The sequence below is a fragment of the Filimonas lacunae genome (assembly GCF_002355595.1).
Taxonomy (GTDB): domain Bacteria; phylum Bacteroidota; class Bacteroidia; order Chitinophagales; family Chitinophagaceae; genus Filimonas; species Filimonas lacunae.
Window position 1 is genome coordinate 5,527,768 of sequence record NZ_AP017422.1, and the last position, 21,015, is coordinate 5,548,782.

Annotated in this window: 17 protein-coding genes; 5 read left to right on the plus strand and 12 right to left on the minus strand. The window is 44.1% G+C overall.

Features of this window, described 5'->3' with window-relative positions:
- Nucleotides 1-40 precede the first annotated feature (40 nt).
- Complete coding sequence (locus tag FLA_RS21825) at nucleotides 41-790, plus strand: 1-aminocyclopropane-1-carboxylate deaminase/D-cysteine desulfhydrase (protein WP_231940310.1); 750 nt, start codon at nucleotides 41-43, stop codon at nucleotides 788-790.
- Between the two features lie 41 nt (nucleotides 791-831).
- The gene (locus FLA_RS21830) at nucleotides 832-1,629 is read left to right on the plus strand and encodes a hypothetical protein (protein ID WP_076382514.1); all 798 of its coding nucleotides are present in this window, start codon (nucleotides 832-834) and stop codon (nucleotides 1,627-1,629) included.
- Here FLA_RS21830 and lipB read toward each other — a convergent pair.
- Entirely contained in the window at nucleotides 1,616-2,299 is a 684-nt protein-coding gene (lipB, locus tag FLA_RS21835) for a lipoyl(octanoyl) transferase LipB (RefSeq protein ID WP_076382515.1), read from the minus strand. The two genes, FLA_RS21830 and lipB, sit on opposite strands and share 14 nt — an antisense overlap.
- 35 nt (nucleotides 2,300-2,334) lie before the next feature.
- On the opposite strand from lipB, the gene FLA_RS21840 reads away from it, so the two are divergent.
- Nucleotides 2,335-3,399, plus strand: coding sequence for an RluA family pseudouridine synthase (locus FLA_RS21840; protein WP_076382516.1), 1,065 nt, complete (start codon nucleotides 2,335-2,337; stop codon nucleotides 3,397-3,399).
- Here the strand turns inward: FLA_RS21840 and FLA_RS21845 are convergent.
- The 5 genes from FLA_RS21845 to FLA_RS21865 are packed head-to-tail and all read right to left on the minus strand — an operon-like array spanning nucleotide 3,396 to nucleotide 6,843.
- Complete coding sequence (locus FLA_RS21845; RefSeq protein WP_096511240.1) at nucleotides 3,396-4,328, minus strand: hypothetical protein; 933 nt, start codon at nucleotides 4,326-4,328, stop codon at nucleotides 3,396-3,398. The two genes, FLA_RS21840 and FLA_RS21845, sit on opposite strands and share 4 nt — an antisense overlap.
- A complete protein-coding gene (def, locus tag FLA_RS21850) occupies nucleotides 4,328-4,906 on the minus strand; it encodes a peptide deformylase (RefSeq protein WP_076382518.1) in 579 nt (192 codons plus the stop codon). Before def ends, FLA_RS21845 begins: the two co-directional genes overlap by 1 nt.
- A 38-nt stretch (nucleotides 4,907-4,944) precedes the next feature.
- A complete protein-coding gene (gene ruvX / locus FLA_RS21855; RefSeq protein ID WP_076382519.1) occupies nucleotides 4,945-5,358 on the minus strand; it encodes a Holliday junction resolvase RuvX in 414 nt (137 codons plus the stop codon).
- A gap of 7 nt (nucleotides 5,359-5,365) precedes the next feature.
- Entirely contained in the window at nucleotides 5,366-6,289 is a 924-nt protein-coding gene (locus tag FLA_RS21860) for a UbiA-like polyprenyltransferase (RefSeq protein WP_076382520.1), read from the minus strand.
- 8 nt (nucleotides 6,290-6,297) lie between these two features.
- The gene (locus tag FLA_RS21865; RefSeq protein ID WP_076382521.1) at nucleotides 6,298-6,843 is read right to left on the minus strand and encodes an RNA methyltransferase; all 546 of its coding nucleotides are present in this window, start codon (nucleotides 6,841-6,843) and stop codon (nucleotides 6,298-6,300) included.
- A gap of 97 nt (nucleotides 6,844-6,940) precedes the next feature.
- Here FLA_RS21865 and mutS point away from each other — a divergent pair, with 97 nt between their 5' ends.
- On the plus strand, nucleotides 6,941-9,577 hold the full coding sequence (gene mutS, locus FLA_RS21870; protein WP_076382572.1) for a DNA mismatch repair protein MutS: 2,637 nt from the start codon (nucleotides 6,941-6,943) through the stop codon (nucleotides 9,575-9,577).
- 38 nt (nucleotides 9,578-9,615) lie between these two features.
- On the plus strand, nucleotides 9,616-10,683 hold the full coding sequence (locus tag FLA_RS21875) for a M48 family metallopeptidase (protein ID WP_076382522.1): 1,068 nt from the start codon (nucleotides 9,616-9,618) through the stop codon (nucleotides 10,681-10,683).
- A 167-nt stretch (nucleotides 10,684-10,850) separates the two neighbouring features.
- On the opposite strand, the gene FLA_RS21880 is transcribed toward FLA_RS21875, so the two are convergent.
- The 6 genes from FLA_RS21880 to FLA_RS21905 all read right to left on the minus strand — a co-directional run bounded on the left by FLA_RS21880 (nucleotide 10,851) and on the right by FLA_RS21905 (nucleotide 21,001).
- A complete protein-coding gene (locus FLA_RS21880; RefSeq protein ID WP_076382523.1) occupies nucleotides 10,851-11,798 on the minus strand; it encodes an isoaspartyl peptidase/L-asparaginase family protein in 948 nt (315 codons plus the stop codon).
- A 165-nt stretch (nucleotides 11,799-11,963) separates the two neighbouring features.
- On the minus strand, nucleotides 11,964-12,959 hold the full coding sequence (locus FLA_RS21885) for a bifunctional heptose 7-phosphate kinase/heptose 1-phosphate adenyltransferase (protein ID WP_076382524.1): 996 nt from the start codon (nucleotides 12,957-12,959) through the stop codon (nucleotides 11,964-11,966).
- Nucleotides 12,949-14,394 carry an APC family permease gene (locus FLA_RS21890; RefSeq protein ID WP_076382525.1) on the minus strand — a complete coding sequence of 482 codons (1,446 nt, stop codon included), beginning with the start codon at nucleotides 14,392-14,394 and terminating at the stop codon, nucleotides 12,949-12,951. The genes FLA_RS21885 and FLA_RS21890 overlap by 11 nt, the downstream gene beginning before the upstream one ends.
- Before the next feature lie 61 nt (nucleotides 14,395-14,455).
- Nucleotides 14,456-15,076 (minus strand): OmpH family outer membrane protein, encoded by a 621-nt coding sequence (locus FLA_RS21895; RefSeq protein WP_076382526.1) that lies wholly within the window; start codon nucleotides 15,074-15,076, stop codon nucleotides 14,456-14,458.
- 143 nt (nucleotides 15,077-15,219) lie between these two features.
- Nucleotides 15,220-19,509: a DNA-directed RNA polymerase subunit beta' gene (rpoC, locus tag FLA_RS21900; protein ID WP_076382527.1), complete on the minus strand. Its 4,290-nt coding sequence runs from the start codon at nucleotides 19,507-19,509 to the stop codon at nucleotides 15,220-15,222.
- Between the two features lie 235 nt (nucleotides 19,510-19,744).
- On the minus strand, nucleotides 19,745-21,001 hold the full coding sequence (locus tag FLA_RS21905; RefSeq protein ID WP_076382528.1) for a cation:proton antiporter: 1,257 nt from the start codon (nucleotides 20,999-21,001) through the stop codon (nucleotides 19,745-19,747).
- Nucleotides 21,002-21,015 lie beyond the last annotated feature (14 nt).

The following is a 21,015-nucleotide window of genomic DNA, read 5'->3' on the forward strand; positions in this document are numbered from 1 at the left end:
TATAATAAGTGGTAATAAATGGTTTAAGCTCCAATATTACTTGCACGAGGCCACCCAATATAATGCCAGAATTATAGCCACCTTTGGCGGAGCCTGGTCAAATCACATTGTAGCCGCCGCTTTCGCCTGCCACCTGTTACAAATTCCCTGTAAAGGTTTTATAAGAGGAGAAAAGCCTGCAGTGCTCTCCCACACACTTTTAGCGGCGCAATCTTATGGCATGGAATTGTGTTACATCAGCCGGGAAGCTTACAAAAACAAAGAAGCCATACAACAGCAACATCCCGCATACTACTGGATAAATGAAGGAGGATATGGTGTAGAAGGCGCTCATGGTGCAGAAAGTATTCTGCACCTGGCATCGCATATAGAAAAATATACACATATAGTTGCCGCTACGGGAACAGGCACCATGCTTGCCGGTATAATAAGGGCAGCGCATGCAGGCCAGCAGGTAATAGGTATTAGCGCCATGAAAGGCAATATGGAATTGGAGCAACAGGTAAAAAAATTACTCACCGGGCAGGAAGCAGCTGAATTTACCATACAACATGCTTACCATTTTGGGGGGTATGGCAAGCATCCTGCACTATTAATTGACTATATTAAACAATGCTGGCAGCAATATCAGTTACCATTAGATATTGTGTACACAGGCAAAGCATTTTATGCTATGGAACAAATGATACAATCACATACTATCCCGCAGGGTAGTAACGTTCTTTTTATTCATAGCGGCGGATTACAGGGTAACCTTTCGTTACCTACAGGTACGTTACCATTTTCATAACACGCGCAGGCCTATCTTTGCGTGCAAATTGCAGGACTCGGATGTTGAAAAAGATTTATATTTTACTGGTTTGTTTGATAGCAGTGGCAGCAACTTTACAGGCTCAGGATACTTTACCCGGATTTACGATCAGAGACTTAGGCCAGAACAGGGTATCCATCAGTTGGGTAAACCCTTACGAATCCTGCATTCAACTGAACGTTCAACGCTCTTTTGATAGTGGAAAAAACTTCCGAACCTTTTTCTCCACGCCTTCTCCCGAGTTACCACAAAACGGTATTGTAGATACCAAGGCCCCTGCGCCTAAAATGTGGTATCGTATATTCTACGTATTACAAGGCGGAGCTTATTTTTTCACACCTTCTAAAAAAATTACAGACGGCTTTGTTAGTACTGGTTTGCTGGACTCCAGCTCCAATACCCTGTTCACTATTAAAAAGAGTGATTCTGTAATTACGCGCATCCCGTTTGCCCAGTATAAAAAATTCAGAGATTCTATCCTGTATAAAACCAAAGACAGCCTTTTTGCTGTTGGCGAAGATGAAATTATTATTAAGCCTTTTATACCACAACCTCCTACCTGGCGCCCGAGCATTTACATTTTCACCAATAGAGAAGGATATGTAATGATGCACCTGCCCGATGCCATGCAAAAGCATTACAAAGTGGTGATGTACGATGCCGACGGCAAAGTACTGTATACCATTAACCGGGTAAAAGACACCCAGCTTACACTGGACAAGAGTGACTTTATCCATGCCGGGTGGTTTTCTTTCGACTTGTTTGAAGATGGAAAACTAAAGGAGCACAACAAATTCTATATCGCTAAAGAATTTTAGCTTCAAAAACCTTTTCAAAGTTTCTTTTTACTTCTGCTTTTACTTCCTCGAACGGAACCGGGCCGCCCAGTTCTTTTTCCAGGGAAGTAACCTGTTTATTCTGTATACCGCAGGGAATAATATAATTGAAGTAATCCAGGTTGGTATTTACATTAAAGGCAAAACCGTGCATGGTTACCCACCGGCTGCACCGTATGCCCATGGCGCATATTTTACGCTCTTTGCCCTTCACATCTGCATCCATCCACACCCCTGTTTCGCCGGCGCTACGCTCCCCTTTCAGGCCATAAGTGGCCATGGTTAAAATAAATACCTCTTCCAGGCTGCGTAAATACCAGCCTAAGTCGGTTTTAAACTGCTCCAGGTCTAAAATGGGATACCCTACCAGCTGGCCGGGGCCGTGAAAAGTGATATCTCCCCCCCTGTTGGCGTGAAAATATTCTATTCCTTTTTCCTCCAGTCCCTCTTTCGGCAGCAGCACATGCTCCGGTTTGCCACTCTTTCCCAGGGTGTACACCAGCGGGTGTTCCGTAAAAATCAGCCGGTTTTCCACCTGTTCTTTTGGCTCTCTGGACTTCCTGCTTACTCCTTCCTTCAATAATCCCTCCTGGTAATCCCATACTTCTTTGTAAGAACGCATGCCCAGGTCTTCAAAAAAAACGGCTTTCATAGTGCAAAAGTACGTACTTCCCCTATTTTTGCGGCATGGCAGAAGATTTGGACATACCGCAGGAGGAAACCCCCGACGAGGTGTATGAGCGAAAAGTGTATCACGTTGATAAGGGACAGGAACCTATGCGCATTGACAAATGGGTTCAAATACGACTGGAAGGTGCCAGCCGTAATAAAATCCAGAATGCTATAGAAGCAGGTTTTTTAACGGTAAACGGCAAACAGGAAAAGAATAACTATAAAGTAAGGCCCGGAGATGAAATAGTGCTCATGAGCCTGGTGAACCCTGATTATACAGAGGTTAAACCTGAGAACATTCCGCTGAACATTGTTTACGAGGATGATGCCATTATGGTTGTGAACAAACCACCTAATATGGTAGTGCATCCTGGCGTAGGCAACTACACCGGCACTCTGCTCAATGGTATTGCTTATCACCTGTTGCAACAAAACCCCGGCCTGGTAGAAGAAGATTTACCACGTTATGGCCTGGTGCACCGGATTGATAAAAACACTACCGGCTTATTGGTAATAGCCAAAACATCAGAAGCAGCTGCCCACCTGGCCAAGCAATTCTTTAACCATACCGTTTCGCGCAAATATGTGGCACTGGTGTGGGGCGATGTAGAGCAGGAAGAAGGTACCATTGAAGCCCATATAGCACGCCACGAACGCTTTAGAAAGCAGTTTGCCGCCTACCCCGAGGGCGAAGTAGGCAAACATGCCATTACCCATTATAAAGTGCTGGAACGTTTTCATTATACCACCCTGGTGGAATGTGTGCTGGAAACAGGCCGTACCCACCAGATTCGGGTGCATATGAAACATATTGGCCATACCCTGTTTAACGACTGGGAATATGGTGGCGACAGAATATTGAAAGGAACGGTGTATACTAAATACAAGCAGTTTGTAGATAACTGTTTTGACATATGTTCACGCTGTGCCCTGCACGCTAAAACACTGGGCTTTATACACCCCGTAACTCAAAAGGAAATGTTTTTTGAATCGCCTGTACCGGATGATATTTTACAGGTGCTGGACAAATGGCGTACGTATGTAAAGGCCAAAGCCAGCCAGATTAACCAGGAAGGCTAATTCTTAAAATCAAATAATGTTGCAGTAAAGCGGGCTCGTTCCCGCTTTTTTAATATCACATTCCAGTTACCGGAATAACGCAGCACGGCAGGCACCAGCAAATCGCCTATCCGGGTCATTTCCACTTCCATGCTTACATCAAAGTCGTACACACCGGCTTTATAACTGAGCGAGTAGTTGCGGGCCAGCACCTCCATGGTAGTGGCATCAAACCAGGTGGTCATATTATCTACTACAATATCATCCTTCTTAAACGTGCCCAAATCGTCTTTAGGCTTTACCGAAAACACATAGGCATAATGTCCTTTATACTCTGTATAATCTAACCGGTAGTTGTATAACTTATGCGCCCGGTCGTCATACAGGTCCAGTTTATTGCCCACAAAAGGTATCCCCGGAATTTTCTTGCCTGGATTAAAAAACAACATTTTCAATTGTTCTTTATGCTTGGCCATTCCCTTTTTACCATCTGTGCTAATAGCAGTACCCTGCACAATATTGTTTTCGCCACATACCCGGCCACGGGTTAAAAACAGGCTGGCATACATTTCACCCGTGAGGTAGTTAAAGCCACTGTCCGGGGTTAAAAAATCACCGGTGGTTTTTAACTCCTGTACTTCGGTAGTGCGGCAACCATTATCCCTGTGTTGCCTGGTTCGGCTGTAATAGCTGGCTATAGAAGCGCCCTTTTTATCCAGCATGGTAATATCATTCAGGGCAGAGAACTCCACAATACGAAGATTGCGGAAAGCTTTATAAAAAGTGGTATCGTTCTTAATACGCTCTAACAGGCTTTTGTAATCCATATTATTACGTACAATAACAGGCGGCAGTGCCAGCGTGGTGTTTTCAAAAACAACCGTTGTATCCTGCGCCAGTAGCTGGCCGGATACAACGGTACACAATAATATCGCGGTAAAACTCCGCATTATTTGGCAAAGGTCATTTTATAGTCTACCCGTACTTTACCCTTACTAATGTCATTCAGTTTACCCTGTAACATCTTTCTTTTTAAAGGTTTCAGATAGTCTATAAACAACTTGCCTTCAATATGGTCATATTCATGCAAAATAACCCGGGCAGTAATGCCGTTAAAGGTTTCCGTATACTCTTTCCAGTTTTCATCCTGGTAAGTAAGCGTTACTTTTTCCGCACGCATTACGTCTTCCCTGATCTTAGGAATGCTTAAACAACCTTCATTATAAGGCCAGTCCTTGCCATCTGTAGCCATCACATGCGCATTAATAAACACCTTTTTAACACCAGGTTCGTCCGGGTATTCGCCCTTTTCATCTTCTTCCTGGTTTTCAAAAATCTGCGCACTATCTACAACAAACAAACGAATGTCGCGGTTAATTTGAGGAGCAGCCAGCCCTACCCCACTGCTGGCATACATGGTTTCCCACATATCAGCGATCAGCTTCTCCAAACCCGGGTATTCCGGAGTAATATCCTGTGCCACCTTTCTTAAAACAGGTGCACCGTAAGCTACAATTGGTAAAATCATATACTAACTTAAACAAATTTTAGTGTTTTTAAAATCTCTTACAGCAAACTACGCATATACTCCTGTAACATAATAGTTGCTGCAATCTGGTCTACATTGCCCTTTTTCTGGCGGTCTTTCTTTTTCATTCCCATTTCCACCATGGCCTGCGATGCCATTTTAGAAGTATACCGCTCATCCACCATTTTCACAGGCATAGCCGGAAATTCTTTCGCCAGCCGCTTCACAAAAGCATTCACCAAAGGGGTGGCATGTGTATCGCTCTCGTCCCAGTTTTTAGGCTCTCCTACCAGTATCAGTTCTACCTGCTCCTGCTGAAAATAGTTTTTCAGAAACGGAAAAAGTTCTTTGGTTTCCACCGTAGTAAGGCTGGTGGCAATAATCTGCATCGGGTCTGTTACTGCCAGCCCCGTGCGCTTTCCACCATAATCCACACAAATAATACGTGCCATAAACGTTTTAAAAAATCAACAGATCAGCTATTACCAAAACGCCAAACACCACGCTGGCAATACCATTGGCAGTCATAAAAGCAATATTCACCTTACTTAAATCATCCGGCTTTACAATAGAATGCTGGTAAATAAGCATCCCCACAAACACCGCAATGCCCACCCAGAAAATAACATGAAAACCACCATACACACCGGCTGCCATTACGCAGGCTGCACTTAACACATGCAACAGCTCCGAAACACGCAAAGCCTTTTTCTTACCCAATACAGAGGGTATAGAATACAGTTCCTGCGACTGGTCAAAATCAATATCCTGCAGGGCATAGATGACATCAAAGCCACTTACCCAAAAAATAACGGCGAACGAAAACAAAATAGGCAGCAGGTCAAAACGGCCTGTTACCGCCAGGTAGGCTCCTATAGGCGCTAACGAAAGGCCTAACCCCAGCACCAGGTGGCACAAAGGCGTAAAACGCTTGGTATAGCTATAGAAAAGAATGACAAACAAAGCGATGGGCGACAGGAAAAGACAAATAGAATTGATAAAAAAAGTAGCGATAACAAAAAGCACGCAGTTTAAAATCACAAAGCGTAAAGCGCTGTTGGCCGAAATAATGCCCTTGGGTATTTCACGAATGGCGGTACGCGGATTTTTAGCATCAAAACTGCGATCCAGGTAACGGTTAAAAGCCATAGCCGCACTACGGGCAGTAACCATGCACACCAATACCAGCAACAACTTTATACTGGTTTCTTTAAAGTTAAGTCCATTGGTAATATCACCTGCCCAGCCAATGCTTTTGTTCAGGCTTACCGTATGCAGGCCGCCATTAAAAGCTCCCAGCGAAAAACCTATCAATGCAAAAGGGAGCGCAAAAATGGTATGTGAAAATTTTACCAGGCTCAGATAATTCTTTACAGTACTCATATACAGTGTTATCCTCTTTTTAAATCAATAATGCGTTGTTCAGATAATTTCCATAACACAATGCCCGCCGCCACAGATATATTTAAAGAATGCTTCATGCCCAGTTGCGGAATTTCCAGGCAACCGTCGCAATGTTGTAGCACATCCTGATCCACCCCTTCTACTTCATTCCCAAACACCACTGCTATTTTCTCACCCGGTTGGGCCGTATAGGTTTCCAGCGAAATGCTGCCTTCGGTTTGTTCAATACCCAGCACCCGGTAGCCCTGTTCTTTTAATTGCAATACGGCTTCCAGGGTAGTAGGTGTATACACCCAATCTACCGACTCCGTAGCGCCCAGCGCCGTTTTATGAATGTCGCGGTGTGGCGGTTGCGGCGTATAGCCACACAAAACTACTCCTTCTGCCAAAAATGCATCCGCTGTTCTAAACACACTACCCACGTTATGCATACTCCGGATATTATCCAAAACGGCTACCACCGGATTTTTAGAAGCCTGCTTAAATTCCGCTACAGTCTTACGTCCCAGTTCGTCCATGCTAAGTTTCCGCATGCGGCAAAGGTATAACTTTCCCACCTTACACTCATTTTGTCCACATTCCCTGCAGCCCCGGCCGGCCATTTTATCACCTGCTTTATATTTGCCGCCTATGGCTAAAGCAGCATCCGATACACCTTTAATGCAACAACACCGGGCTATCAAGCAAAAATACCCGGATGCAATACTCCTTTTCAGAGTAGGTGACTTTTACGAAACCTTTGGAGAAGACGCTATTGTAACTGCCCGCGTACTGGGTATTACCTTAACCAAACGAAATAACGGAGCCGCCTCCGGTGCTTCTGAACTGGCTGGTTTTCCACACCATGCCCTGGACACTTACCTGCACAAACTGGTAAAAGCGGGCTACCGTGTAGCCGTGTGCGACCAGCTGGAAGATCCCAAACAGGCTAAAGGCATTGTAAAACGCGGAGTTACCGAAATGGTGACGCCCGGCGTAGCCATGAACGATAAATTGCTGGAACATAACAGCAACAACTTCCTGGCAGGCGTACATTTTAATGAAGAGCAATCGGGTATCGCCTTCCTGGATATATCTACAGGTGAGTTTTTTGTAGCAGAAGGAAACCAGGAATACATCGACAGGCTGTTACAAAGCCTGCGTCCGGCCGAAGTTATTTTCCAGCGCAGCTACCAGAAGCAGTTCAAAGAAAACTATGGCAGTCGCTTTTACACCTATACACTCGAAAGCTGGATATTCGACGAAGCCTTTGCCACCGAAAGCCTGTTAAAGCATTTTCATACACATAGCCTCAAAGGTTTTGGTATCGAAAACATGCCCGTAGGCATTATTGCCGCCGGTGCTGTGCTCCATTATCTGAAAGATACCGAGCATCCAAACCTGCAACACATCACCACCATCCAACGCCTGGAAAGGGAAGATTATTTGTGGATGGACCGGTTTACCATACGCAACCTTGAATTGTTGAGCAACTCCGGCGAGCAAACCAACAGCCTGTTAAAAGTGCTGGACAACACGGTAAGCCCTATGGGCGCCCGTTTAATGAAACGCTGGTTGTTATTACCACTGCGCGATGCCACCCGTATTAACGAAAGGCTGAACCTGGTAGAACATTTTATCAAAGACACCGAACTGCGCAAACAGATACAACACCTGGTAAAAGAATCAGGCGATGTGGAAAGGCTGGTAAGTAAGGTGCCGGTAAAAAGAATCAACCCGCGCGAAATACTGCATCTGGCCAAAGGCCTGTATGCCGCCCACCAGGTAAAACAAATTACCGCCCAAAGCGACAACGCCTACCTGGTACACTTATCCGGATTATTGAACGCCTGCCTGCCTATTGCCGACAGAATCACCAATACCATTACCGAAAACCCACCGGTGGCAGTAAACAAAGGCAGTATTATTAAAGCAGGTATACATGCCGAGCTGGACGATCTGCGTAAAATAGCCAGTGGCGGTAAAGAATACCTGGTAGAAATTCAGCAACGCGAAGCCGATAAAACAGGTATCTCTTCTTTAAAAATCAGCTTCAATAATGTGTTCGGTTACTACCTGGAAGTAACCAACTCTCATAAATCTAAAGTACCGGCCGATTGGATACGCAAACAAACCCTGGCCAATGCAGAAAGATATATTACTCCGGAGCTGAAAGAGTATGAAGAGAAGATCACCGGTGCAGAAGATAAAATCTCGGCCATCGAATCTGCTTTGTACGACGAGCTGTTACAGGAGCTGCAACAATTTATAGCCCCTATACAGGTAAACGGTAACATACTGGCTATACTGGATTGTATCATTTGCTTTGCCGAAAACGCATTGCACTACAATTACAAAAAGCCCGTATTACACGATGGCTACGATTTGCATTTAAAAGCCAGCCGCCACCCGGTAATTGAGCGTAACCTTCCGGCAGGAGAACAATACATCTCCAACGATATCACACTCGACCCCGAGAACCAGCAGGTGATTATCCTTACCGGACCCAACATGAGTGGTAAAAGCGCCATCCTGCGCCAGACCGCACTCAACACCTTAATGGCGCATATGGGTAGCTTTGTGGCAGCAGATGCCGCTCACATACCTGTTACCGATAAAATATTCACCCGTGTAGGCGCCAGCGACAACCTCAGCGGTGGCGAAAGTACCTTTATGGTGGAGATGAACGAAACCGCCAGCATCATCAATAACATATCCGGCCGCAGCCTTATTTTATTGGATGAAATTGGAAGGGGTACCTCTACCTACGATGGCATCTCTATTGCCTGGAGTATTGTAGAGCATTTGCACAACTCCAAAGAAGCGCCTAAAACCTTATTTGCCACGCACTATCACGAGTTGAACGAGCTGGAAAATAAGTTGCCACGCATCAAAAACTTCCACGTGACCAACAAGGAAGTGGCTAATAAAATCATTTTCCTGCGTAAGCTGGCACCCGGTGGCAGCACACACAGCTTTGGTATTCATGTGGCTAAAATGGCAGGCATGCCGCCATCACTTATTGCGCGCGCCACAGACATTATGCAACAGCTGGAAGAGAAGCATGTGGATGAAAAAAGCGACGATAACAACGGCAGCCCACGGGTAGAAAAACTACACGACAACATTCAGAAACTGAACACTGCCCAAATGCAGATGTCTATTTTTGATGCCCACAGCGAAACTTTTGATGAAATAAGAAAACGTCTCGACAACATTGATATTAACCGCCTTACCCCGGTAGAAGCCTTAATGAAACTGAGCGAGATAAAAGGATTATTGAAATAACAGACCGCTATTGTACATTGCTATACAATAGTAAAACAATGGCTGACTTTTTTGATAGCAACAGTACCCGCCCACAACATGTGCGGGTACTGTTATTACAGGGCAACATACAGATATACGATACAGAAAGCAGGCAACTACTGCACACCTTTCCCTTACTGCAATGCATACCCGAAAAGCAAAGCAACCAGTTAACTGTATACCTTAACTCCGAACGCAACGCCCGGGTAGAAATTCCCTACACCAACCCCATAGCACAATTAATAGAAGAAGAAAAGCAACTACAACAGTCAGGTTCTTTGGGCAAAGTGAAGAAATACCGCTCCTTACTCATAGGCTTGCTGGTAACATTGGTAGTGATAGGTGGTTTACTGTTTGCATTGATACATGCCATACCAGCCATAGGCGTACGCGCCATATCTATTGAGCAGGAACAGGCATTAGGCAACACCCTTTACAAAACACAGGTGCAGCAAAATCAGTTAGACACCACTGCCACCCGGTTGGTGCAACAGTTTGCCGGCCACATACATTTAAGTGATACTTACCCGTTACATATAGTAGTAGTGAATGATAAAGAAATCAATGCCTTTGCCTTACCCGGAGGTTATATCGTTGTCAATACCGGTATTATACAACATATACATTCTTACGAAGAGCTGGCGGCATTATTAGCACATGAAGTAACACATATCAATAACCGGCATAGCCTGCGTTCCATTTTAAAAGAAGCATCCTTATCCGTCTCTCTGGCACTCATCTTCGGCAACAGTTCCGCCATAACTACAGGCGTTGTCAAAAGTGCAGCACAGTTATCTTCCCTCTCCTACTCCCGTAGCCTGGAAGCGGAAGCAGATAAAACCGGGATAGAAATTTTGAAAAAGAATACGATTAATCCTTCCGGCATGCTGCAACTGATGCGCGATTTACAGGCCAGCGAAAAAATACAGCCTATCCGTTTTCTCAGCTCACACCCACTCACCAGCGACCGTATTACTGCTGCAGAGCAGGCTATACAAAAAACAGGAGCGGATACTTATCCAGTTAACATACCACTGCAACAAACCTGGAAATTGCTGAAAGAAAGCCAGGACGCCACTTTTTAAATTGCGTACAAAACACACATATCCTTCATCTATGCGCACAAAAAAAGCGTTTCTGTACCCCCCGGTGAGAAACGCTTTTACTTGTTGTAACAAAACAATGTAATTACACTGCCTGCTTATTAAATACAAGACCAATTTTATGCCAATTAGTTTAACGGGCAAAAAAATTATTTATAAATGGCAGTTTCATTTAGTCCTGCGCTACTTTTTACACCACGATACATACCCGCACTATTCAACACCATAGCCGCATTTCCCTGGCTATCTACCCCAATCATACCACCTTCACCACCCATTTTCACCAGTTTATCCAGCACTACCACTTCCATGGCTTCCTGCAGGCTCAAACCTTTATACTCCATTAAGCAGCTTACATCGTAAGCAGCTACGCTGCGTATAAACATTTCGCCGTGCCCAGTGCAGCTGATGCCGCAGGTTTTATTATTAGCATAAGTGCCGGCACCAATTACAGGGCTATCACCAATACGGCCATATTTTTTATTGGTCATACCACCGGTAGAAGTGGCAGCAGCAATATTACCCTGCGCATCCAAAGCAACCGCACCTACGGTTCCAAACTTCTTATCCTTCATTAGTTCCTCTAAACGCTGGTGGGTATGATCCAGTGAGTAATTATCCGAATCGCGTATTGCTTTCCACTGATCATATCTGAATTGTGAGAAAAAATACTCATCAGGTTCCAGCTTCACTCCCTGCTTAATAGCAAAATCGTTAGCCCCTTTACCACTTAAAAACACGTGATTGCTGTTACGCATTACTTCTGTAGCCAGCTCAATAGGATTGCGCACGTTGCGGATAGCCGCCACTGCACCAGCAGCCAGTGAACTGCCATCCATAATGGCAGCGTCCATTTCCTGAACACCTTTTTTGGTAAATACAGATCCTCGGCCTGCATTAAAAAGCATGTTATCTTCCAGCAAAACAATAGCGGCTTTAATAGCATTTACTGCACTACCGCCACGCTCCAGCACTCCGTAACCAGCAGTAAGGGCTTCTTCTAATCCTTCCTGGTAAGCTTCTTCCAGTTCTTTGGTCATGTCCTCCTTCAAAATAGTTCCGGCACCACCATGTATAACTATAGTATACCTGCTCATAAGATCGAATGTATTGGGGTTTTATTTGGCGCCGAAAATAGTGCTTTTAGCAACGAACAGTTTTGAATATTAGACGCAACAACTTAAATATTCATCAAGTAAAAACACTTTTACTTAAAGAATATCAATTTACAAGCTAAAAAAAGGAAAGCTATTAGATATTTTCTAATCCACCGGCACCAGCAATTTTTTGCATTCCTGCAACAAACGCACCCGGCCAATGGCGGCAGTACCAATTTCTTCACACACCAGGCCACCGGCTATATTCGACATTTCAGCCGCCAGTTTAATGTCTTTGGTAATGGCATAGATAACACTGGCCACTGCAATAACAGTGTCGCCTGCACCGCTTACATCGGCAATATTGCGCACATGCGAAGGCGCCACTTTTGAGGAACTTCCCTTTTGAAAGAAAATACCTTTTTCAGATAAGGTGATCAGGGATATTTTATGTTGAAGCGTTTGGTGTAACTCAGCATGTATGTTACGGAGTGTGGCTTCATTCATATCTTCCGATATCAGGTTCAAAGCTTCTTTTACTTCTTTCAGGTTAGGCTTAAATATATCCACCCCTTTATAAGTAAAGAAATTAGCACGTTTAGGATCTACCGTTGTTACCACACCATGCTCTTTACACACCGCAATCATTTCGGTGATGAGCGTGGGCGACAATACCCCTTTGTTATAATCTTCAAAAATCACCACCGTAGGCTGGTAGCGCTTTACGTAAGAAGCGAAGTTATACAGCAAAGCCCTTTCATCTTCGTCCCGCACATCATCGGTGATCTCCGAATCCAGGCGAATCATTTGCTGACTCCTGCTCATTACCCGTATTTTATTGGTAGTAATGCGCTCTTCACTTTTGATAATATACTTGGTATCAATATGCCTTTCCTGCAATAAGCCCAGCAACAACTCACCATCCACATCATCGCCTACTACCGAAAACAAAGTGGTTTCACACCCCAGGGAAGAAGTGTTCAATGCCACGTTGCCGGCACCACCAATGCGATGCTCTTTTCTTCCCAACGTAACCACAGGCACAGGGGCTTCCGGCGAAATACGATCCACCTTACCCCACCAATAAGTATCCAGCATTAAGTCACCAACAACGGCTACACGTACTTTTTCTAACTGCAGGAATAACTCATTAAAGTTCATGGCTTCGATCTGTTTTCTTGTTTGCGAGTGCAATGTAATAAATGGGAATACCAATTAGAACAATAATCAGACCGGGCCAGGTAAAATTTGGCTTATAAATGATCAGCAAAGTGCAAAAAGCCAGGCCCATAATAATGAAGATAGCCGGTATAATGGGGTAACCAAAGGCTTTATAAGGCCGCTCCACATCAGGTCGTTTCTTCCGGAGTATAAAAATTCCTAAAATAGTTAATACATAGAAGATCACTACCACAAAAGACACCATATCTAATAAATCGCCATATCTGCCGCTTAAACATAATAAACCAGCCACCGCACATTGTATCCACAAGCCAAATTCCGGCACTGCAAACTTGTTCAGCTCACGTGTTTTCTTAAAAAACAGGCCGTCTTTAGCCATGGTATAATATACACGGGCACCTGCCAGAATTAAACCGTTGTTACAGCCAAACGTAGAAATCATGATCATTACAGCAATCACTATTTTGCCTACATCGCCAAAGATGGCATTGGAAGCAGCAACAGCAACCCTGTCTTTATCAGCCGTAGCTATTTCATGTAATGGCAACACCGCTGTGTACATGAAGTTGGCCGCTATATAAATGATGGTGACTATAAAGGTTCCTAAAAACAAACTCAGGCCAACGTTACGCTTCGGATTTTTTATTTCACCGGCAATGAAAGTAACGCCTTCCCATGCCACGCTACTAAAAATACTGCCCACCATAGCAGCCGCAATAGCACCCAATGCTGCTGCTGTTGCATATTTTTCAACAGAGCCATCTGCATTTAGCTTATGTAAATTCCAGGCATCGGACCAGTTGGCATGCCAAACCTCGCCCTTTGCCAGAAACAAGCCGCAGGCAATTAATCCGAAGATGCTGATCAGTTTAATGATGGTTAAAGTGGTTTGTATAATCTTGCCATCTTTCACCCCTCTTGTATTAATGTAAGTAAGCAATACAATCGTTCCTATAGATAATAACTGTGCTGCCGAAATCTGGAAATGAACAGGCCCACTGCTGGTAGTCCATAAATCAGTAGCCCATAAAATATTGTCTTCACTTACAGCAGGAATTAAGTAAGCCGTGAATTTAGAAAAGGCCACCCCTACAGCAGCAATAGTACCCGTTTGAATAACGGCGAAAAAACTCCATCCATATAAAAAGCCCACTAATGGGTTATAGCTTTCTTTCAGATAAGTATACTGGCCACCTGCTTTGGGAAACATAGCACTTAACTCACCATAACTTACTGCAGCTGCTACGGTCATAAAACCAGTAATCATCCAAACAATCATCAGCCAGCCACTCGAACCTACATTACGCAGCATATCGGCACTTACAATAAAAATACCTGAGCCAATCATGCTTCCGGCTACTATCATAGTACCATCCAGCAGTCCCAGTGTAGGTTTGAATTCGTTTTGGTGCATAAAAAAATCCCGCTTTTTACGGGATTTCAAGATAGTAAATAAACCAATATAGTGGTGAAGGCTATTTTTTCTTAGCGCTCTTCTCCGCTTTGTAACGCTCGTTCAGTAAACGAACTACATCAGCAGTGATGTCGCGAGAAGGATCTTTGTAATACAGGTAGTCGTATTCATTGGTACCAAACACAAACACAAAACCTTTTTCTTTCGCATAGTCTTTCAAAAAGTCCTGTATTTTCATTTTCACTTCCTGCAATCTGCGCATGCTTTCGGCCTGCATATCCTGCTGCTGCTGCTGGGCAGTGTTCTGATATTCACTTTCCATTTGCTGCAGGGTTTGCTGAGCCTGGGTTTGCTCATTCTGTGTCATGGAACTACCCTTTTGCTGATATCCTTTTACCGTATTGTTAAACTCATTTCTAAGATTAGTTAACTTACGAACATTCTCCTCATCTTTCTGCCTTAACGCACTCCTCACCTCTTTGTAATATTCATATTGTTTTTCCAGGCTATCCGATTCAAAATACACCATTTTAACAGAGCCAGTACCTACCGCAGCTGAATCACTTACCAGGTTAGCCATGCTGGGTTTGCTATCTGCTTTTTTTGCAGAAAAAAACAGGTAATACAAAACACCGACAGCCAACAACAAAACAATGTTCAATCCAATTAAAAAATTCTTCATTCAGATGATTTTGGGGTCATGAAGATAACCACACTTATTCAGTCGTGGTATGATTTATCTTATATTTTAACAGAATATAAGCATGAAAAAAAGGCTGACAACCGTAATAGTTGTCAGCCCTTTATGTAAATACTACTTAATAATTATTCATCATCGTCAAAGTTCATGGCTTCGCGTGCAGTAGAAAGCAGTTCATACTCTTCCTTGCTACCTACGATCATGTTCTCAAACGCTTTCTGACCAGTACCGGCAGGGATCAGGTGACCTGTAACAATGTTTTCTTTCAAGCCTAACATGTCATCAGTTTTACCTTGAATAGCTGCAGAGCTCAGTACCTTGGTAGTTTCCTGGAACGAAGCAGCAGAGATCCAGCTTTGTACACCCAGTGATGCTTTGGTAATACCCAATAACACCGGTGTAGCGGTTGCAGGCTGTGCATCACGCACTTCTACCAGTTTTTTATCGTTACGACGTAAAATAGAGTTTTCTTCTCTCAGCTCACGCAGGGTAACGATCTGACCAGCTTTCAGCTTACTGCTTTCCCCTGGTTCTGTTACTACCTTCTTATCAAAGATGCGGTCGTTCTCTTCGTTAAAGTCAAATCTGTCTTCCAGATCTTCTTCCAGGAACCTTGTGTCACCGGCGTCAACAATCTCAACCTTCTTCATCATCTGACGTACAATTACCTCGATGTGCTTATCGTTGATTTTTACACCCTGTAAACGGTAAACTTCCTGAATTTCATTCACCACGTACTCTTGTACTGCGAATGGACCTTTGATAGCCAGGATATCTGCAGGAGCAATCTGACCATCAGATAACGGAGTACCTGCTTTAACGAAGTCACCATCCTGAACCAGGATCTGACGTGTTAACGGTACCAGGTATTTTTTAACGATACCATCTCTTGCTTCTACAATGATTTCGCGGTTACCACGCTTCACGTTACCGAAGGCTACTACACCATCGATTTCGCAAACAACGGCTGGGTTACCCGGGTTCCTTGCTTCAAACAATTCAGTTACACGAGGTAAGCCCCCGGTGATATCACCAGACTTACGAAGCGTTCTTGGTATTTTAACAATTACCTGGCCGGCTCTTACTTTATCGCCTTCTTCCATTACCAGACGGCTGCCTACAGGTAAGTTATAGTTTTTGATTTCCTTACCTTCTACAGAGATAGAAGGAATACGGGTTTTATCTTTTGTTTCAATTACCACTTTATCGCGGTGACCGGTTTGCTCATCTGCTTCTTCACGGAAGGTTACACCTTCAATTACGTTTTCGAATTTAATCTCACCCGCAATCTCCGCAACGATAACGTTGTTGAACGGATCCCATGTACAGATCGCTTCGCCTTTTTTCACCTGCTGACCATCTTTCACGTTCAGCGTTGCACCGTAAGGTACGTTGTTGGTAATTAACAGGCGGTCGTTCTTCACGTCCATGATACGCACCTCACCGGTACGACCAATAACGATAGATACTTTTTCACCTTCATTATTTTCAGTAACAACAGTACGTAAACCATCGAACTGGATAGTACCATCGAACTTAGCGTTCAGTGAAGATTCAATAGAAGAAGAACCGGCGATACCACCCACGTGGAAGGTACGAAGTGTTAACTGTGTACCTGGTTCACCAATGGACTGTGCAGCGATGATACCAACGGCATCACCATTCTGTGCCACGTAACCTGTAGCCAGGTTTTTACCATAACACTTCACGCACACACCGCGCTTGCTTTCGCAGGTAAGTACAGAACGGATTTCAACCGTTTCAATACCCGCTTCTTCAATCGCTTTTGCAATATCAGTAGTGATTTCTTCACCTGCATTCACCAGTATTGCATCTGTTTGCGGATGGAATACATCATGCAGTGAACTTCTACCAACAATACGATCCAACAGTGGCTCGATAATGTCTTCGTTGTCTTTCAGGGCAGATGTAGCAATACCTCTTAAAGTACCGCAATCTTCTTCCGAAATAACCACATCCTGAGATACGTCTACCAGACGACGGGTCAGGTAACCCGCATCCGCCGTTTTCAAGGCCGTATCCGCCAGACCCTTACGGGCACCGTGCGTAGAGATGAAGTAATCCAACACGTTCAATCCACCTTTAAAGTTGGAAAGGATCGGGTTTTCGATAATTTCAGAACCAGAAGAACCAGACTTTCTTGGTTTAGCCATCAGACCTCTGATACCAGCCAGCTGTTTAACCTGTTGTTTACTACCACGCGCACCGGAATCAAGCATCATGTATACAGAGTTGAAGCCCTGTTTGTCATTCTGCATTTCGCGAATCAGCGTTTCAGTAATACGGGTATCCACACGGCTCCATATGTCAATTACCTGGTTATAACGTTCGTTATTGGTAATTAAACCCATGTTGTAGTTTTCCCAAACCTCTTCCACTTCTACTTTCGCCTGCTCCAGCAGTTCGTTACGCATAGTAGGGATGATCAGGTCATTCACGTTGAACGACAAACCACCACGGAAGGCCATACGGAAACCGAGGGTTTTGATATCATCCAGGAATTTAGCGGTTTTAGGAACGTTGGTGATTTTGATAATGTCACCAATGATTTCCCGCAGGCTTTTCTTGGTTAATAAAGCGTTGATGAAACCTACTTCGTGTGGAACGTGCTGGTTAAACAGTACACGGCCTACAGTAGTATCAATCAGCTTTTTCACCAGCTGACCAGCTTCACGTACATTGGTTTTCACCTTAATGTTAGCGTGCAGGTCAACGCGGTTTTCGTTATAAGCGATAATTACTTCTTCCATGCTGTAGAAAGCCATACCCTGGCCTTTTACAATCTCGGTTTCCGTAGTTTTCTTACCCTTGGTAATGTAATACAAGCCCAGTACCATGTCCTGAGAAGGAAGGGTGATAGGCGTACCATTTTGCGGGTTCAGAATGTTGTGAGAAGATAACATCAGCAACTGGGCTTCCAGAATTGCAGCACTGCTCAAAGGCACGTGAACCGCCATCTGGTCACCATCAAAGTCGGCGTTGAACGCCGCGGTTACTAACGGGTGCAGCTGAATAGCTTTACCTTCTACTAATCTTGGTTGGAAAGCCTGGATAGATAAACGGTGCAGCGTAGGGGCACGGTTTAACATTACAGGGTGACCTTTCAGAATATTTTCAAGGATATCCCAGATAACAGCTTCCTTACGGTCTACCAGCTTTTTAGCCGATTTTACTGTTTTAACGATACCTCTTTCAATCAGTTTACGAATAACAAACGGCTTGAACAATTCGGCAGCCATATCTTTAGGTAAACCACACTCGTGCATTTTCAGCTCGGGGCCTACCACAATTACAGAACGACCAGAATAGTCAACACGCTTACCTAACAAGTTCTGACGGAAACGACCTTGTTTACCTTTCAGTACGTCACTCAAAGATTTCAGGGCGCGTCCACCTTCCGCTTTCACGGCGTTAGATTTACGGCTGTTATCGAACAGGGAATCCACCGCTTCCTGCAACATACGTTTTTCGTTACGCAGGATCACCTCAGGAGCTTTAATCTCCAACAGACGCTTTAAACGGTTGTTACGGATAATTACACGACGGTATAAATCGTTCAGGTCAGAAGACGCAAAACGGCCACCATCCAATGGAACTAACGGACGTAATTCAGGAGGAATAACAGGTACATATTGCATTACCATCCACTCAGGACGGTTGGTGATGCGGGTAGAGGCATCACGGAAGCTTTCCACAACGCTCAAACGCTTTAAGGCGTCGGCTTTACGTTGTTGAGAAGTTTCGTTGGCAGCAGCATTACGCAGGGTAAAGCTCAAAGAGTCCAGGTCAATACGGGCCAGCAGGTCATGAACCGCTTCGGCACCCATTTTGGCAATGAACTTTTGCGGATCGTCGTCACTCAGGTACTGGTTATCCTTGGGCAAATTGTCCATGATTTCCAGGTACTCTTCTTCTGTTAACAGATCGCCCGACTGCAGGTTTTTATCTTCACGAACACCCGGCTGAATTACCGCGTATCTTTCGTAATAAACAATCGTTTCTAATTTCTTAGAACTCATCCCTAACAGGTAACCAATTTTGTTAGGTAAGCTTTTAAAGTACCAGATGTGTACTACAGGAACCACCAGTTTAATGTGGCCCATGCGCTCACGACGTACTTTCTTTTCAGTAACTTCCACACCACAACGGTCACACACAATGCCCTTGTAACGAATACGCTTGTATTTACCACAAGCACACTCATAATCTTTTACAGGACCAAAAATTCTTTCGCAAAACAGACCATCACGCTCCGGCTTGTAGGTACGGTAGTTGATGGTTTCCGGCTTAAGCACTTCACCAAAACTGCGCTCTAAAATACTATCGGGCGATGCAAGACCGATGGTGATTTTAGAGAAGGTGGCTTTAGGACGATTGTCTTTTTTCATTGCCATACGTAAAAATTACTTATTTTTTTGAGCGTAGAAAGCTCCTATTTCCACTGTCAGAAACACATTACTGTATATACATAACAAAACCCTAACAAACTGAGCACCAGCTTATTAAGGCAATTTTGGCCTTGGCAGACCTGTATTAGTAAGTATGTTAAATGAGTGATTGGGATACAACTTTCCAAACTCCATAAGGCGGCAAAGGTAAGAATTAATACAAAACAAAAAAAAAGCATCACTAATTTTCAACAGTTGACAACTTTTTTTTGCGCCGCAAAGTAAAACGCTCAATACTGAGCCCCTGCACTACCACCGAAAACACAACAACACAATAAGTAATGAATAAAAACAAATCTTTATGTAATCCCCGGGTCAAAGTAAGCGCCAAAGCAATGGAAACCCCTCCTCTTAAACCACCCCAGGTAAGAAATAATACCGTGCGTAGCTTTAACCGCTCCTGTAACCGGATAAAAATAGCCGGAATGGCAATACTGATAAACCGGGCCACTAACACAATCACAATACAACTAAGCCCAATAGTCCAGTAAAAAGTAAAATGCTTAATCAGCAACAGCTCAAAACCAATTAAAGCAAACAACATAATATTTAATATCTCCTCAATCAGCTCCCAGAATTTATCCAGGTAGTCGCGCGAAATATCTGACATAGCATATGACTTCCCATAATTACCTATAATAATACCAGCCGACACCATCGTTAGCGGCCCCGACACCCCCAGCCCACCCGCCAGATTGTATCCTCCCATCACAATAGCCAGCGTAATCATCACTTCTATCTTATAATTGTCTATTGACTTTAAAGCCCACGATCCCACATACCCCAGCACCAGACCTAAAGCCAGCCCGCCTAAAGCTTCCCTGGCAAATACCTGGGCTATTTGTGTGAGGGTAACCGGATCATCCGGGTTGCGAATGGCATGCAGGATACTGAAAAAGATAACCAGCGCCACGCCATCATTTAACAGCGACTCCCCCGCTATTTTGGTTTCCAGAGATTTGGATATGCCCGAATTTTTTAAAATAGCCAGCACCGACACAGGATCGGTAGGTGAAATAAGCGCTCCAAACAAAAAACAATGCAGCAACGCTATAGGAATGCCCAGCAACTGTAGCAACAGGTACAGCAACAGCCCCACAATAACAGTAGATAGAATAACGCTTATGGTAGAAAACAACAGTACCGATAACTTCTGATTCTTCAAATCATCAATACGTATCTGTATAGTACCGGCAAACAACAGGAAGCTGAGCACCGCCCCTGTAAGCATCTTGCTAAAATCAACCGAATCAATAAGCGCAATGGAATCCTGGAAAAAGGAAGGAAACAGGTTACTGCATAATATCAGTACCAGGGAAATGAATATAGCAATGATCATTACCCCAATTGTACTGGGCAGCCTTAACAGCTTTTGATTGAGATAAGCTATTACGGCCGCCAATACAATAACGATAGAAAAGGTGTTATATAGGTTCATGACAATAAAAAGGA

What these genes read in the sequence shown, in the direction of transcription:
- FLA_RS21830 (WP_076382514.1), top strand. Translation starts at nt 832, where the DNA reads ATGTTGAAAAAGATTTATATTTTACTGGTTTGTTTGATAGCAGTGGCA.
- lipB (WP_076382515.1), bottom strand. Translation starts at nt 2,299, where the DNA reads ATGAAAGCCGTTTTTTTTGAAGACCTGGGCATGCGTTCTTACAAAGAA.
- FLA_RS21840 (WP_076382516.1), top strand. Translation starts at nt 2,335, where the DNA reads ATGGCAGAAGATTTGGACATACCGCAGGAGGAAACCCCCGACGAGGTG.
- FLA_RS21845 (WP_096511240.1), bottom strand. Translation starts at nt 4,328, where the DNA reads ATGCGGAGTTTTACCGCGATATTATTGTGTACCGTTGTATCCGGCCAG.
- def (WP_076382518.1), bottom strand. Translation starts at nt 4,906, where the DNA reads ATGATTTTACCAATTGTAGCTTACGGTGCACCTGTTTTAAGAAAGGTG.
- ruvX (WP_076382519.1), bottom strand. Translation starts at nt 5,358, where the DNA reads ATGGCACGTATTATTTGTGTGGATTATGGTGGAAAGCGCACGGGGCTG.
- FLA_RS21860 (WP_076382520.1), bottom strand. Translation starts at nt 6,289, where the DNA reads ATGAGTACTGTAAAGAATTATCTGAGCCTGGTAAAATTTTCACATACC.
- FLA_RS21865 (WP_076382521.1), bottom strand. Translation starts at nt 6,843, where the DNA reads ATGCGGAAACTTAGCATGGACGAACTGGGACGTAAGACTGTAGCGGAA.
- mutS (WP_076382572.1), top strand. Translation starts at nt 6,941, where the DNA reads ATGGCTAAAGCAGCATCCGATACACCTTTAATGCAACAACACCGGGCT.
- FLA_RS21875 (WP_076382522.1), top strand. Translation starts at nt 9,616, where the DNA reads ATGGCTGACTTTTTTGATAGCAACAGTACCCGCCCACAACATGTGCGG.
- FLA_RS21880 (WP_076382523.1), bottom strand. Translation starts at nt 11,798, where the DNA reads ATGAGCAGGTATACTATAGTTATACATGGTGGTGCCGGAACTATTTTG.
- FLA_RS21885 (WP_076382524.1), bottom strand. Translation starts at nt 12,959, where the DNA reads ATGAACTTTAATGAGTTATTCCTGCAGTTAGAAAAAGTACGTGTAGCC.
- FLA_RS21890 (WP_076382525.1), bottom strand. Translation starts at nt 14,394, where the DNA reads ATGCACCAAAACGAATTCAAACCTACACTGGGACTGCTGGATGGTACT.
- FLA_RS21895 (WP_076382526.1), bottom strand. Translation starts at nt 15,076, where the DNA reads ATGAAGAATTTTTTAATTGGATTGAACATTGTTTTGTTGTTGGCTGTC.
- rpoC (WP_076382527.1), bottom strand. Translation starts at nt 19,509, where the DNA reads ATGGCAATGAAAAAAGACAATCGTCCTAAAGCCACCTTCTCTAAAATC.
- FLA_RS21905 (WP_076382528.1), bottom strand. Translation starts at nt 21,001, where the DNA reads ATGAACCTATATAACACCTTTTCTATCGTTATTGTATTGGCGGCCGTA.